Origin of the sequence: Pseudomonas lopnurensis (assembly GCF_015070855.1) — a bacterium.
Taxonomy (GTDB): domain Bacteria; phylum Pseudomonadota; class Gammaproteobacteria; order Pseudomonadales; family Pseudomonadaceae; genus Stutzerimonas; species Stutzerimonas lopnurensis.
Genome location: NZ_JADDIX010000072.1, coordinates 1 through 13,161, shown reverse-complemented (window position 1 = coordinate 13,161; position 13,161 = coordinate 1). Strand labels below are relative to the sequence as shown.

Genomic DNA, 13,161 nt, shown 5'->3' with positions numbered 1-13,161 from the left:
TTTTCAGGATGATTCGAGGAGCTTCATGGCACTCTTCAAACGCACCGCCAAGGATTCAGGCGTACTGAACCCGGCCGACACCCGCGCCAAGCGCAGCGGCACAGCCAGCCTGAAACCGCTGTTGGCCGGCCTGACCAGCAGCCTGATCGGCCTGGGCGCCGCCGCGGCGCTGCTCTGGTTCGGGCTGCAGAACGCGCAACAACAGCAGCAGGCACTGCTCGCCGATGCCTGGGGGCAGAGCCAGGCGAGCGCCCTGCAACAGGCGCTGCGCCAGTTGCAGGCCGATGCCCAGGCCAGCGCTGCCCAACTGCGCCTGCCGGACGTGCTGGACGGCGATGCGCAGCAGATCGGCGAGGCCGAGCGCAGCCTGCGCGAGCGACCGGGCATGGTCGATGCCCATCTCAATCCCCTTGGCCGGGTCACGCCCGACAGCCATCGCCCGGGCCCGATGAACTTCGCCGCCCTGGACCTGCTGCAGCGTGCCGAAAACGGCCAGGCGCCGGCAGCGGAAGCCTACAAGGTGGGCGAGCGCTGGCTGCTCTACAGCGCAACCGCGCTGCGCGCCGACCCGCAACAACCGATACGCGGCACGCTGCTGCTGGTCGTCGAACTCGAGCGGATACTCGCCGCACTACCGAGGCTGCCCGCCGACGCCGGTCAGTTACGCCTGACCCAACAGTTCTCCGGCGCGCCGGCCCAGTTGCTCATGGAGCGCGGCGCCGGTGCCGGCGCGGCAGCGGCGCTGGACCTGTCCGTCGGCAATCCCAACTGGAAGCTGAGCTTCCAGCTGGGCAGCGCGGCCCGCGCCGCGACGATCCCGCCCCTGACGCTGCTGGCCGCCGCACTGCTGGCGCTGGCCGGCGTGCTGATCGGCCTGCAGCTGGTGCTCGGCGCCCAGCAGCGACGGCTGCGCGAGGACGTATTGCAGATCAATCGGCTGCTGCAGGAACTCTGCACAGGCAAGACCATCCAAATACCGGCCTTGAGCCTGCCGGCGCTCGATGCGCTGGCCAGGAACATGGTCCGTCTGCCCATCCGCTCCGCCGGATCGGCTCCGACCCACGCATCCGCTGCGACGGTGCCCGCCGTCCGGCAAGCCACATCCAGCGAGTACGTCGATCCGCGCGTGCCGGACACCGACATTCTCGACATCGATATTCTCGACGAGGACCAGGATCTTTTCGGCCTCGACAGCAAGGAGCGAGAAACCGCAATGAGCAGCGCCAAAGCCCCGAACCTGCCCGCCAGCATCTTCCGCGCCTACGACATCCGCGGCGTCGTCGGCGACAGCCTGACCAACGAGACCGCCTACTGGGTCGGCCGCGCGGTGGGCTCGGAAAGCCTCGCCAAGGGCGAACCCAACGTTTCCGTGGGCCGCGACGGCCGCCTCTCCGGCCCGGAACTGGTGCAACACCTGATCCAGGGCCTGCTCGACAGCGGCTGCACTGTCAGCGACATCGGCATGGTGCCGACCCCGGTGCTCTACTACGCGGCCAACATCCTCGCCGGCAAGTCCGGGGTGATGCTCACCGGCAGCCACAACCCACCGGACTACAACGGCTTCAAGATCGTCATCGCCGGCGACACCCTGGCCAACGAACAGATCCAGGCGCTGCGCCGGCGCATCGAAACCAACGACCTGGCCGAAGGCGTCGGCAGCGTCGAACAGGTCGACGTGCTCGAGCGCTACTTCGAGCAGATCCGCGGCGACATCGCCATGGCCAAGCCGATGAAGGTGGTGGTCGACTGCGGCAACGGCGTGGCCGGCGTCATCGCCCCGCAGTTGATCGAGGCGCTGGGCTGCAAGGTGATCCCGCTGTACTGCGACGTCGACGGCCACTTCCCCAACCATCACCCGGACCCGGGCAAACCGGAAAACCTGGTCGACCTGATCGCCAAGGTGAAGGCCGAGAACGCCGACCTGGGCCTGGCCTTCGACGGCGACGGCGACCGTGTCGGCGTGGTGACCAACGCCGGCAACATGATCTACCCCGACCGCCTGCTGATGCTGTTCGCCAAGGATGTCGTTTCACGCAATCCGGGCGCCGACATCATCTTCGACGTCAAATGCACCCGCCGCCTCACCCCGCTGATCAGCGGCTACGGCGGCCGTCCGGTGATGTGGAAGACCGGCCATTCGCTGATCAAGAAGAAGATGAAGGAATCCGGCGCGCTGCTGGCCGGCGAGATGAGCGGCCACATCTTCTTCAAGGAGCGCTGGTTCGGCTTCGACGACGGCATCTACAGCGCCGCGCGCCTGCTGGAGATCCTCAGCCAGGACAAGCGTGATGCCGAACAGGTGTTCGCCGCCTTCCCCGCCGATATCTCCACGCCGGAAATCAACATCACGGTGACAGAAGAAAGCAAATTCACCATCATTGACGCCCTGCAACGCGACGCCCAGTGGGGCGAGGCGAACCTGATCACGCTCGATGGCGTGCGGGTCGACTATCCCAAGGGCTGGGGCCTGATTCGCGCTTCCAACACCACGCCGGTGCTGGTGCTGCGTTTCGAGGCCGACAGCGAGGACGAGCTGCGCCGCATCCAGGATGTGTTCCGCGCCCAGCTGCACAGCGTTGCACCCGACCTCAAACTGCCGTTCTGACTTGCGGAGCCCTGCATGACCCTCAGCCGTGAAGCTGCCACCCAATTCGCCCAGGTTCTGTCCGAGGCGCTGCCCTACATCCGCCGCTTCGTCGGCAAGACGCTGGTGATCAAGTACGGCGGCAACGCGATGGAGAGCGAGGAGCTGAAGACCGGCTTCGCCCGCGATATCGTGCTGATGAAAGCGGTGGGTATCAACCCGGTGGTGGTGCACGGTGGCGGCCCGCAGATCGGCGACCTGCTCAAGCGGCTGAACATCGAGAGTCACTTCATCGACGGCATGCGGGTGACCGACAGCCAGACCATGGACGTGGTCGAGATGGTGCTCGGTGGCCAGGTCAACAAGAGCATCGTCAGCCTGATCAACCAGCACGGCGGCAGCGCCATCGGCCTGACCGGCAAGGATGCCGGCCTGATCCGCGCGAAGAAGCTCAAGGCCACGCGCCAGACGCCGGAAATGACCAAGCCGGAAATCATCGACATCGGCCACGTCGGCGAAGTCACCGGGGTCAACACCGAGCTGCTGGAAATGCTGGTGCACGGCAACTTCATCCCGGTGATCGCGCCGATCGGCGTCGGCGATAACGGCGAGTCGTACAACATCAACGCCGACCTGGTCGCCGGCAAGGTGGCCGAGGCACTGAAAGCCGAGAAGCTCATGCTGCTGACCAACATCGCCGGCCTGATGGACAAGCAGGGCAACGTGCTCACCGGCCTGTCCACCGCCCAGGTCGACGAACTGATCGCCGACGGCACCATCTACGGCGGCATGCTGCCGAAGATCCGCTGCGCGCTGGAAGCGGTGCAGGGCGGCGTCAACAGCGCGCACATCATCGATGGCCGGGTGCCCAACGCGGTGCTGCTGGAAATCTTCACCGACGTCGGCGTCGGCACGCTGATCACCAACAGCCAGCGCTGAATTCGCCGCACATGAAAAAGGGGAGCCGAGGCTCCCCTTTTTCATGCCGGCCGCATCAGAGATCGATGCGGAAGGATTCGAGCAGCGCCGGGATGCCCGGGAACATGCCGATGCCCAGCATCACGCCGCAGAGCACGACGAACACGATCGTCGGGATCACCCAGCGATGCAGATGGCTCAACGACTGGCCACGCTCCTTGTCGCCGATCAGCCCGAGATTGTCGAGCAGCACGGTCAGCGACCAGCCGAACACCGGGTTCACCAGCGCCGAGGAGAAGATCACGATGGCCGCCGACTGCGAGGTCTTGCCTTCGCGGGTCATCTGCATGCCGGCTTCCAGCAGCGGCAGGAACACCCCGACCATCAGCGCCACGCTGAGCACCGGCGGCCAGATCGCCAGGTCCATCGGATAGCCCCAGAGTGCGGCCACCACGCAGAGCAGGCCGGTCAGCAGCGCACCCGCCGGAATCGGCCGCTTGGCAATGGCCGCCGGCACCATGAACGTGCCCCAGGACGAAGCCAGGTTGCCGCCGCCCAGCGAGGTGCCGACGATCTGCCGCGCGGCGGCGATGCACATGGTGTCGTCGATGTTCATCAGCACTTTCTTCGCCTTCGGCGGATAGTTCAGCTGCTGGAACACCCGGTGGCCGAGGAAGTCCGGCGACCACATCGCCACTGCCAGCACGGCGAACGGCGCAACCGCGATGAAATGGTGCAGATCCGGCAGGCCGATCTGCCAGCCGGTGGTCTCGCCCCACCAGTACATGGGATTCAGATTGGGAATGCCCGGCTCGGTCGTGAACTCGAACGGGGCGCCCAACAGGAAGGCGATCAGTGCCGCCAGGCCCGAGCCCAGCGGTATCGCCAGCCAGCGCATGCGGATGTGTTCCAGATAGGCATACATCACGATGGTTGCGAACACCACCACGAAGGCGATGTAGCCCATGTCGAAGCTGTCCGCCCAGCCGAACAGTTTCTTGATCTGCGAGGTGATCCCGATGAAGCCCAGATACAGCAGCAGACCGCCGCACACCCCGTCACTGGTCAAACGCGCCAGCAGGCTGCCGCCCTTGAACACGCCGAGGGTGAAGCCGAGCACGCCGACCATGATCCCCAGCGCCATCGGGTGGCCACCGGAAGCGACGATCAGCGGAATCAGCGGGATCAGCGGCCCGTGCGTGCCAGCGAGATTGGCCGTCGGATTGAGGAAGCCGGAGAACAGCACCACGAACAGGAGCGCGGCGATCAGCATCTCGTAGCGGGCGTTCTCGATGACGAACTCGTTGGACAGCCCCATCGGCCCCGCGAAAGCGGCGACCACCGCCGCCACCATGACGATCTTGCCAATGGTCGCAGCCATCGCCGGCACCCAGTCTTCATACTCGAAGCGGTAATCGCGAAACGGCAGGTTCATCCCCCAGCGTTTCGGCGCCATGATCTCCAGCTCGTGCTCGAGGTATTCCGAGCGAGTCGCAAAATCTCCCTTTGGCTTGTGACGCTCCTGGTAACTGCGTAGGTCCCTATCACTCATGACGATCAGCCATACCCAAAAATTTGCGCAACGGTACAGACTGACCCGAGACAACTCACCCCTACCTTGAAACTATTGAGTTAGAGCCGTCGTCGTGATAGCAAGCAAGCTATGCATTGGCACCAAAGCGGTTCCCTTTGCAAACGCAGCCGACGGATGGTCGTGATTATCGGAAGGCGGGCGAACGGTGTACGGATAAGCCGCGAATCGAACTCGGCTTACTGCGCTCGACCGAGCAATTCGCCGATCCGCTGGCGATCGTCGGCGAAACTGATCTCGGCATCGGCTCGCACCTTCTCGTAGCGCTTGACGTCACGCAGCAGACCGGCCTGTTCCTTTTCGAGGTTGGCGATCTGCGCCAGCAGGTTGTCCGGGACCTTGCGTCCCGCCCGCTCATGATTGGCCGCCTGCTTGCGCAGACCGTCCTGCTGGTTGCGCAGCGCTTGCAGGTTGCCCTGCGCCAGACCGATCACGCTGTCCAGCTCGGCGAGTTTGCGCACCTCGGCATGCTCCACATCCTCGACGCTGGCATACAACCGAAGCAACCGGGCGTCCGAGGCGGCACGCCGCTTCTGCGCCTGTAGCTGTTCGAGCGCCTCGGCGGTCGGCGCCGGCGGAACCTCGCGAATGACGCGCCCCTGCTCGTTGAGCACCTGATAGCCGCGAGCGATGTGCTGCGGGGGCACGCCATGGCGATCGAGCACCACCACGCCGCGATCATCGACGTAGCGATACAGCTCGGCAGCCATGGTCATCATCGGGAACAAAGCACCCAGCATGAACACCGTTCGAATGGCTGCCGATTTGCGCATGGTGGAACACCTATCCGGGGTCAGATTCCGTATCGCTCGCGGTAGGCCTGTACCGCGGGCAGGTACTGTTTCAACTGAACGTCATCGGCAAGATATTCCAGCACTTGTTCGAGGGACACAATACTGATTACCGGCATTCGATAATCACGTTCCACTTCCTGGATCGCCGACAGCTCGCCCTGCCCTCTTTCCTGGCGATCGAGCGCGATCAGCACCCCTGCCGCCGCGGCGTTCTGCGCCTGGATGATCTGCATCACCTCGCGGATCGCGGTCCCGGCGGTGATCACATCGTCGACGATCAGCACGCGCCCGGCCAGCGGCGCCCCCACCAGGGTGCCGCCCTCGCCATGGTCCTTGGCTTCCTTGCGGTTGAAGCACCAGGGCAGGTCGCGCTGGTGCTGTTCGGCCAGCGCGATGGCGGTCGCCGCGGCGAGCGGAATGCCCTTGTAGGCGGGACCGAAGATGACGTCGAAATCGACATCGCTTTCGGCCACGGCCGCGGCATAGAAGCGCCCCAGTTGGGCCAGGGCGCTGCCGCTGTTGAACAGGCCGGCATTGAAGAAGTACGGACTGGTACGCCCGGATTTCAGAGTGAACTCACCGAAGCGCAGAACCCCGCGCTCGATGGCGAAGCGAATGAACTCGCGCTGGTACGCCTGCATGAAGAAATTTCCCGGTAAGGCACGGATTTAGCTAATTGCGAAGAGCTTGGGTTATCATACACGCACGTGTTTTTAGGGGCCATTTATGCGGATCATCAGCGTCAACGTGAATGGCATTCAAGCTGCGGCACAGCGAGGATTACTCAGCTGGCTGCAAGCGCAGAATGCCGATGTCATCTGCCTGCAGGATACCCGCGCCTCCGCCTTGGAACTCGACGAGCCCGCCTACCAGCTCGACGGCTATTTCCTCTACGCCTGCGACGCCGAAATCCCCGAGCAGGGCGGTGTGGCGCTCTACTCCAGGCTGCAGCCGAAAGCCGTGATCACCGGGCTGGGCTTCGAGACGGCAGACCGCTACGGGCGCTACCTGCAAGCCGACTTCGACAAGGTCAGCATCGCCAGCCTGCTCCTGCCCTCCGGCCAGGGCGGCGACGCCAACCTGAACCAGAAGCTCAAGTTCATGGACGATTTCGCCCATTACCTGGACAAGCAGCGCCGCAAGCGCCGCGAGTACGTGTACTGCGGCTCGCTGTACGTCGCCCACCAGAAGCTGGACGTGAAAAACTGGCGCGACTGCCAGCAGGACCCGGGCTTCCTGGCACCGGAGCGCGCCTGGCTGGACGAGATCTTCGGCAACATGGGCTATGTCGATGCGCTGCGCGAAATCAATCGCGAGGGGGACCTGTTCAGCTGGTGGCCGGATACCGAGCAGGCCGAGATGCTCAACCTCGGCTGGCGCTTCGACTATCAGATCCTCACCTCCGGCCTGCGCCGCTTCGTGCGCGGCGCCCGCCTGCCGCGCCAGCCGCGCTTCTCGCAACATGCGCCGCTGATCGTGGATTACGACTGGACGCTGAGCGTTTAAGCTGCAAGCTAGCGTAGGGTGGATGTCGTTTTTTACATCCACCCTGGACTCCGCTCGTCGGGTCGATGAAGCGTGACCCGACCTACAGCTAGCGTAGGGTGGATGTCGCTTTTTTACATCCACCGCGGACTCCGCTCGTCGGGTCGATGAAGCATGACCCGACCTACAGCTGCAAGCGAATCAGCCGCCAAGCTTTTTCTTGCAGCTTATGGCTTGCGGCTCGAAGCTCGATTTCCCTATTTGACGAGCCGCCAGCAGAACGGATAGCGGTAGGGCTTGCCTTCGTTGGCGCGGATGCCGGCGATCACCACCAGCACCAGCGCCACCACGCTGATCAGCGCCATCAGCGGAAAGCCGATGAGAATCCAGGCGAGCACGCCGCAGATCATCAACAGGATGCTGAAGGTGATCTGGAAATTCAGCGCCTCCTTGCCCTGCTGATCGACGAAGGGGTCCAGGTCCTTCTTCAGCTGCCAGACGATCAGCGGGCCGATGACGTTGCCGATCATCGGCGCGAGAAACCAGAAGAACGCCGAATAGTGGCAGAACATGGCCCACTGGCGTGCCTCGCGGCCGGGCAGCGGAACGAGCTCCCGATCAGTCATGCTTGCCCCACTCAGTCGGCCAGCGCCGCACGCTGCAGCTCGAACAGCTGGCGCACGCCATCGTGCGCCAGGGCCAGCATGGCGTTGAGTTCGTCGGGATGGAAGGGTGCGCCTTCGGCAGTGCCCTGCACCTCGATGAAGCCACCGGCATCGGTCATCACGACATTGAGGTCGGTCTCGGCGGCCGAATCCTCCAGGTAATCCAGATCCAGCACCGGCTCGCCCTGGTACATGCCGACGGAAACCGCCGCGACCATCTGCTTGAGGGGATCGCCGGCCTTGAGGCCGCCGCGCTTCTTCAGCAGCTTCAGCGCATCGACCAGCGCAACCATGGCGCCGGTGATGGATGCCGTGCGGGTGCCACCGTCGGCCTGGATCACGTCGCAGTCGATGAACAGGGTGTTCTCGCCGAGCTTGCTCATGTCCAGCGCCGCACGCAGCGAACGGCCGATCAACCGCTGGATTTCCAGTGTGCGCCCGCCCTGCTTGCCGCGGGCCGCCTCGCGCTGGTTCCGCTCGCCGGTGGCGCGCGGCAGCATGCCGTATTCGGCGGTCAGCCAGCCTTGGCCCTGCCCCTTGAGAAAGCGCGGCACACCGGTCTCGATGCTGGCGGTGCAGATCACCTTGGTATCGCCGAACTCGACCAGCACCGATCCTTCGGCATGCTTGGTGTAGTTGCGGGTGATCAGGATCGGGCGCAGCTGGTCGGCGGCACGGCCACTGGGTCGTTTCATGGGGAACGTCCTGCTTGGAAAGAAAGTTGACCGGCATTATAGAGGCCCCGCACGGAAAAGGGGCCGGCAGGGCAGCCTGCAGCCGGAGCCCTTTTCCTTTACAATCCTCCGCCTTTCGCAACCCGCATCGAGAGGTATCCCCGATGGTCCACAGCATGACGGCCTTTGCCCGCAGCGAACAGGCCGGCGCCCATGGCACCCTCAGTTGGGAGATCCGCTCGGTCAACCATCGCTATCTGGAGCCACACCTGCGCCTGCCGGAAGCGTTCCGCGATCTCGAGGGCGCGGTGCGCGATGCACTGCGCAAGGGGCTGTCGCGCGGCAAGGTGGAGTGCACCCTGCGCTTCACCGAGGCCAGCGACCGCACGGCACTGCAGGTCGACCGCGAGCGCGCCAGCCAGTTGATCGCCGCCGCCGAAAGCATCGCCGCCCTGATCGAGCGGCCAGCCCCGATCGATCCGCTGCAGGTGCTCGGCTGGCCCGGCGTGCTGGTAGGCGATGCACTCGATCCGCAGGCACTCAACCAGAGTGCGCTGGCGCTGTTCCACAGTGCCCTCGAGCAGCTCAAGGAGGGTCGCCAGCGCGAGGGTGCGGATCTGGCCACACTGCTCGATGACCGCCTGGACAGCATTCTTCAGGAAGTCGCCACGCTGCGCGAACAGGTCCCGCAGATGCTGGCAACGCAACGCCAGAAAATCATCGATCGCTTCGCCGAGATGCGGGCCGAACTCGACCCCCAGCGCCTGGAACAGGAAATGGTGCTGCTGGCACAGAAAAGCGACGTCGCCGAAGAACTCGACCGCCTGAGCACGCACGTGACCGAGGTGCGCCGCGTGCTGAAGGCCGGCGGCGCGGCCGGGCGCCGTCTCGACTTCCTCATGCAGGAACTCAACCGGGAAGCCAACACTCTCGGCTCGAAAGCCTTCGACCCGCGCAGCACCCAGGCGGCGGTCAACCTGAAGGTGCTGATCGAGCAGATGCGCGAACAGGTGCAGAACATCGAATAACCGCCAGCCGCACGAGCGGCTGGTCTACCTTCTCTATCAGCAGTCATAGCGCTTTCCAGGAACCCGTAATGTCCGCCACCACCGGTACGCTCTATATCGTCTCCGCGCCTTCCGGGGCCGGCAAGACCAGCCTGGTCAAGGCCCTGATCGATGCACAACCGCAGGTGCGGGTTTCGGTTTCGCACACCACGCGCGCCATGCGCCCGGGCGAAGTCGACGGGGTCAACTATCACTTCGTCAGCCGCGAGGAATTTCTCCAGCGCCTGGAGCGCGACGAGTTTCTCGAACATGCCGAGGTGTTCGGCAACCTCTACGGCACCTCGCAACGCTGGCTGGAAGAAACCCTGGCCGAAGGCTTCGACCTGATCCTGGAGATCGACTGGCAGGGCGCCCAGCAGGTGCGCCGGCTGATGCCCCAGGCCCAGTCGATCTTCATCCTGCCGCCGACCCAGGAAGCCCTGCGCCAGCGCCTCAACAACCGCGGCCAGGACAGCGACGAGATCATCGAGAAGCGCATGCGCGAGGCGGTGAGCGAGATGAGCCACTACGTCGAGTACGACTACCTGGTGATCAACGACGATTTCGCCCACGCGCTGATCGACCTGCAGTCGATCTTCCGTGCCAACCAGCTCAAGCAGCGTACCCAGCAACAGCGCCATGCCCGCCTGCTCGGCGATTTGCTGGCATGAAAGCCGCCGCAAGCTTCAAGCCACAAGCTGCAAGTAAAAGCCTGGGAGCGTAGTCCCCGTAGGGCGGGCTTCAGCCCACCTCGCTGGCATTCATGGCCTGGATCCGGTGAGCTGAAGCCCACCCTACCTGCTTGTAGCTTGTAGCTTGTAGCTTGTAGCTTGTAGCTTGTAGCTTGTAGCTGCTTTACAATACCCAGTCCGCTCGCCCATCCGGGCATGCTCCACCGCTATTGATCACGAGGAACACCATGGCCCGCGTTACCGTTGAAGACTGCCTGGACAACGTCGATAACCGCTTCGAGCTGGTCATGCTCGCCACCAAGCGCTCGCGCCAGCTGGCTACCGGCGGCAAGGAGCCGAAAGTGGCCTGGGAAAACGACAAGCCGACGGTCGTCGCCCTGCGTGAAATCGCCTCCGGCCTGGTCGACTACGATGTCATCGCCCAGGACGAGATCGTCGATGACGAACCGCTCTTCACCCAGTACGAGGAAGAGCCGAACGAGGCCATCTAAGTAAATGCCAGGTCGAAGTCGAACCGCGAACATCGAAGCCAGCCGGCAAGGAGTACCGCCTTGCCAGCCATAGACGCTCTTGCGGATCGCCTGTCGACCTACCTCGGCCCCGACCAGGTCAATCTGGTCCGCCGTGCCTATTTCTATGCCGAGCAGGCCCATGACGGCCAGCGCCGGCGCAGCGGTGAAGCCTACGTCACCCACCCCCTGGCGGTCGCCAACATCCTCGCCGACATGCACATGGACCATCAGAGCCTGATGGCCGCGATGCTGCATGACGTCATCGAGGACACCGGCATCCCGAAGGAAGCGCTGATCGCCCAGTTCGGCGAGACCGTCGCCGNACTGGTCGACGGGGTCAGCAAGCTGACCCAGATGAACTTCGAGACCAAGGCCGAGGCCCAGGCCGAGAACTTCCAGAAGATGGCCATGGCCATGGCGCGCGACATCCGCGTGATCCTGGTCAAGCTCGCCGACCGCCTGCACAACATGCGCACCCTGGAAGTGCTGGCCGGCGAGAAGCGCCGGCGCATCGCCAAGGAAACCCTGGAAATCTACGCGCCCATCGCCAACCGCCTGGGCATGCATTCGATGCGCGTGGAGTTCGAGGACCTCGGCTTCAAGGCCATGCACCCGATGCGCTCCGAGCGCATCCGCGCCGCGGTGCGCCGTGCCCGCGGCAACCGCAACGAGATCGTCGAGAAGATCGAGCAATCATTGATCCACTGCCTCGAACGCGACGGCCTCGAAGGCAAGGTGATGGGCCGCGAGAAGCACCTGTACAGCATCTACAAGAAGATGCGCGGCAAGCGCAAGGCGTTCAACGAGATCATGGACGTCTATGCCTTCCGCATCGTGGTGGACAAGGTCGACACCTGCTATCGCGTGCTCGGCGCCGTGCACAGCCTGTACAAGCCGCTGCCGGGGCGCTTCAAGGACTACATCGCGATCCCCAAGGCCAACGGCTACCAGTCGCTGCACACCACGCTGTTCGGCATGCACGGCGTGCCCATCGAGATCCAGATCCGCACCCACGAAATGGAAGAGATGGCCAACAACGGCATCGCCGCGCACTGGCTGTACAAATCCGAGGAAGACGAAGTACCCAAGGGCACCCACGCCCGTGCCCGGCAATGGGTCAAGGGCGTGCTTGAACTGCAGCAGCGCGCCGGCAACTCGCTGGAATTCATCGAGAGCGTGAAGATCGACCTGTTCCCCGACGAGGTCTACGTCTTCACCCCCAAGGGCCGCATCATGGAGATGCCCAAGGGCTCGACCGCCGTCGACTTCGCCTACGCGGTGCACACCGACGTCGGCAACAGCTGCATCGCCTGTCGCGTCAATCGCCGCCTGGCGCCGCTGTCGCAACCGCTGGAAAGCGGCTCGACGGTGGAGATCGTCACCGCGCCGGGCGCCCGGCCGAACCCGGCCTGGCTCAGCTTCGTCGTCACCGGCAAGGCTCGCACGCACATCCGTCATGCGCTCAAGCTGCAGCGCCGCTCGGAGTCGATCAACCTCGGCGAACGCCTGCTGAGCAAGGCGCTGAGCGGCTTCGAGACCAATATCGAGAAGATCGACCCCGAGCGTATCCGCCAGGTGCTCACCGAGTACCACATGGAATACGTCGAGGACCTGCTCGAGGATATCGGCCTGGGCAACCGCATGGCCTATGTCATCGCCCGCCGCCTGGTATCACGCGACGGCGAGCAGGCACCGGCGCTCGAAGGCCCGCTGGCGATCCGCGGCACCGAGGGGCTGGTGCTCAACTATGCCAAGTGCTGCACGCCGATCCCCGGCGACCCGATCGTCGGCCACCTGTCCGCCGGCAAGGGCATGGTGGTTCACCTGGAGAGCTGCCGGAACATCAGCGAGATCCGCCACAACCCGGACAAGTGCATCCAGCTGTCCTGGTCCAAGGACGTCACCGGCGAGTTCAACGTCGAACTGCGCGTCGAGCTGGAGCACCAGCGCGGCCTGATCGCCCTGCTCGCCGGCAGCGTCAACGCCGCCGACGGCAACATCGAGAAGATCGGCATGGACGAGCGCGACGGCCGCATCAGCGTGGTCCAACTGGTGGTCAGCGTGCACGACCGCGTACACCTGGCGCGGGTGATCAAGAAGCTGCGAGCGATCAAGGGCGTAACGCGGATCACCCGGGTCAAGGCGTAATCGCAGCTGCAAGCCAGCGTAGGGTGGATGTCGCTTTTTACATCCACCGTGG

12 protein-coding genes are annotated in these 13,161 nt (G+C 64.3%); 7 read left to right on the top strand and 5 right to left on the bottom strand.

Features of this window, described 5'->3' with window-relative positions; all coding sequences use genetic code 11:
• The first annotated feature begins 25 nt into the window (after positions 1 to 25).
• Entirely contained in the window at positions 26 to 2,605 is a 2,580-nt protein-coding gene (locus IN820_RS22870; protein ID WP_193681683.1) for a phosphomannomutase/phosphoglucomutase, read from the top strand.
• Positions 2,606 to 2,620: 15 nt separating this feature from the next.
• Positions 2,621 to 3,523 carry an acetylglutamate kinase gene (argB, locus tag IN820_RS14740; RefSeq protein WP_193681682.1) on the top strand — a complete coding sequence of 301 codons (903 nt, stop codon included), beginning with the start codon at positions 2,621 to 2,623 and terminating at the stop codon, positions 3,521 to 3,523.
• Between the two features lie 55 nt (positions 3,524 to 3,578).
• Here argB and IN820_RS14735 read toward each other — a convergent pair whose 3' ends face one another.
• The 3 genes from IN820_RS14735 to pyrE form a co-directional block, all read right to left on the bottom strand.
• Complete coding sequence (locus IN820_RS14735) at positions 3,579 to 5,054, bottom strand: DUF3360 family protein (RefSeq protein WP_193681681.1); 1,476 nt, start codon at positions 5,052 to 5,054, stop codon at positions 3,579 to 3,581.
• 218 nt (positions 5,055 to 5,272) lie between these two features.
• On the bottom strand, positions 5,273 to 5,866 hold the full coding sequence (locus IN820_RS14730) for a DUF4124 domain-containing protein (RefSeq protein ID WP_193681680.1): 594 nt from the start codon (positions 5,864 to 5,866) through the stop codon (positions 5,273 to 5,275).
• 20 nt (positions 5,867 to 5,886) lie between these two features.
• A complete protein-coding gene (pyrE, locus tag IN820_RS14725; protein WP_193681679.1) occupies positions 5,887 to 6,528 on the bottom strand; it encodes an orotate phosphoribosyltransferase in 642 nt (213 codons plus the stop codon).
• A gap of 85 nt (positions 6,529 to 6,613) precedes the next feature.
• Between pyrE and IN820_RS14720 the strand changes: the two genes are divergently transcribed.
• On the top strand, positions 6,614 to 7,393 hold the full coding sequence (locus tag IN820_RS14720; protein WP_193681678.1) for an exodeoxyribonuclease III: 780 nt from the start codon (positions 6,614 to 6,616) through the stop codon (positions 7,391 to 7,393).
• Positions 7,394 to 7,629: 236 nt separating this feature from the next.
• On the opposite strand, the gene IN820_RS14715 is transcribed toward IN820_RS14720, so the two are convergent.
• The gene (locus tag IN820_RS14715) at positions 7,630 to 7,998 is read right to left on the bottom strand and encodes a DUF4870 domain-containing protein (RefSeq protein WP_193681677.1); all 369 of its coding nucleotides are present in this window, start codon (positions 7,996 to 7,998) and stop codon (positions 7,630 to 7,632) included.
• Positions 7,999 to 8,009: 11 nt separating this feature from the next.
• Positions 8,010 to 8,732 carry a ribonuclease PH gene (rph, locus tag IN820_RS14710; protein WP_193681676.1) on the bottom strand — a complete coding sequence of 241 codons (723 nt, stop codon included), beginning with the start codon at positions 8,730 to 8,732 and terminating at the stop codon, positions 8,010 to 8,012.
• Positions 8,733 to 8,875: 143 nt separating this feature from the next.
• On the opposite strand from rph, the gene IN820_RS14705 reads away from it, so the two are divergent.
• From IN820_RS14705 to spoT, 4 genes are all read left to right on the top strand, one after another.
• Complete coding sequence (locus IN820_RS14705; protein WP_193681675.1) at positions 8,876 to 9,739, top strand: YicC/YloC family endoribonuclease; 864 nt, start codon at positions 8,876 to 8,878, stop codon at positions 9,737 to 9,739.
• A 68-nt stretch (positions 9,740 to 9,807) separates the two neighbouring features.
• Positions 9,808 to 10,428 (top strand): guanylate kinase, encoded by a 621-nt coding sequence (gene gmk, locus IN820_RS14700; protein WP_193681674.1) that lies wholly within the window; start codon positions 9,808 to 9,810, stop codon positions 10,426 to 10,428.
• A 248-nt stretch (positions 10,429 to 10,676) separates the two neighbouring features.
• Positions 10,677 to 10,940 (top strand): DNA-directed RNA polymerase subunit omega, encoded by a 264-nt coding sequence (rpoZ, locus tag IN820_RS14695; protein WP_003283345.1) that lies wholly within the window; start codon positions 10,677 to 10,679, stop codon positions 10,938 to 10,940.
• A gap of 60 nt (positions 10,941 to 11,000) precedes the next feature.
• Positions 11,001 to 13,109, top strand: a complete 2,109-nt coding sequence (spoT, locus tag IN820_RS14690) for a bifunctional GTP diphosphokinase/guanosine-3',5'-bis pyrophosphate 3'-pyrophosphohydrolase (protein ID WP_193681673.1) — start codon at positions 11,001 to 11,003, stop codon at positions 13,107 to 13,109.
• The last annotated feature ends 52 nt before the right edge of the window (positions 13,110 to 13,161 follow it).

Excerpts from the sequence above, each read along its gene's own strand:
- IN820_RS22870 (WP_193681683.1), top strand. The coding sequence starts at position 26 with ATGGCACTCTTCAAACGCACCGCCAAGGATTCAGGCGTACTGAACCCG.
- argB (WP_193681682.1), top strand. The coding sequence starts at position 2,621 with ATGACCCTCAGCCGTGAAGCTGCCACCCAATTCGCCCAGGTTCTGTCC.
- IN820_RS14735 (WP_193681681.1), bottom strand. The coding sequence starts at position 5,054 with ATGAGTGATAGGGACCTACGCAGTTACCAGGAGCGTCACAAGCCAAAG.
- IN820_RS14730 (WP_193681680.1), bottom strand. The coding sequence starts at position 5,866 with ATGCGCAAATCGGCAGCCATTCGAACGGTGTTCATGCTGGGTGCTTTG.
- pyrE (WP_193681679.1), bottom strand. The coding sequence starts at position 6,528 with ATGCAGGCGTACCAGCGCGAGTTCATTCGCTTCGCCATCGAGCGCGGG.
- IN820_RS14720 (WP_193681678.1), top strand. The coding sequence starts at position 6,614 with ATGCGGATCATCAGCGTCAACGTGAATGGCATTCAAGCTGCGGCACAG.
- IN820_RS14715 (WP_193681677.1), bottom strand. The coding sequence starts at position 7,998 with ATGACTGATCGGGAGCTCGTTCCGCTGCCCGGCCGCGAGGCACGCCAG.
- rph (WP_193681676.1), bottom strand. The coding sequence starts at position 8,732 with ATGAAACGACCCAGTGGCCGTGCCGCCGACCAGCTGCGCCCGATCCTG.
- IN820_RS14705 (WP_193681675.1), top strand. The coding sequence starts at position 8,876 with ATGGTCCACAGCATGACGGCCTTTGCCCGCAGCGAACAGGCCGGCGCC.
- gmk (WP_193681674.1), top strand. The coding sequence starts at position 9,808 with ATGTCCGCCACCACCGGTACGCTCTATATCGTCTCCGCGCCTTCCGGG.
- rpoZ (WP_003283345.1), top strand. The coding sequence starts at position 10,677 with ATGGCCCGCGTTACCGTTGAAGACTGCCTGGACAACGTCGATAACCGC.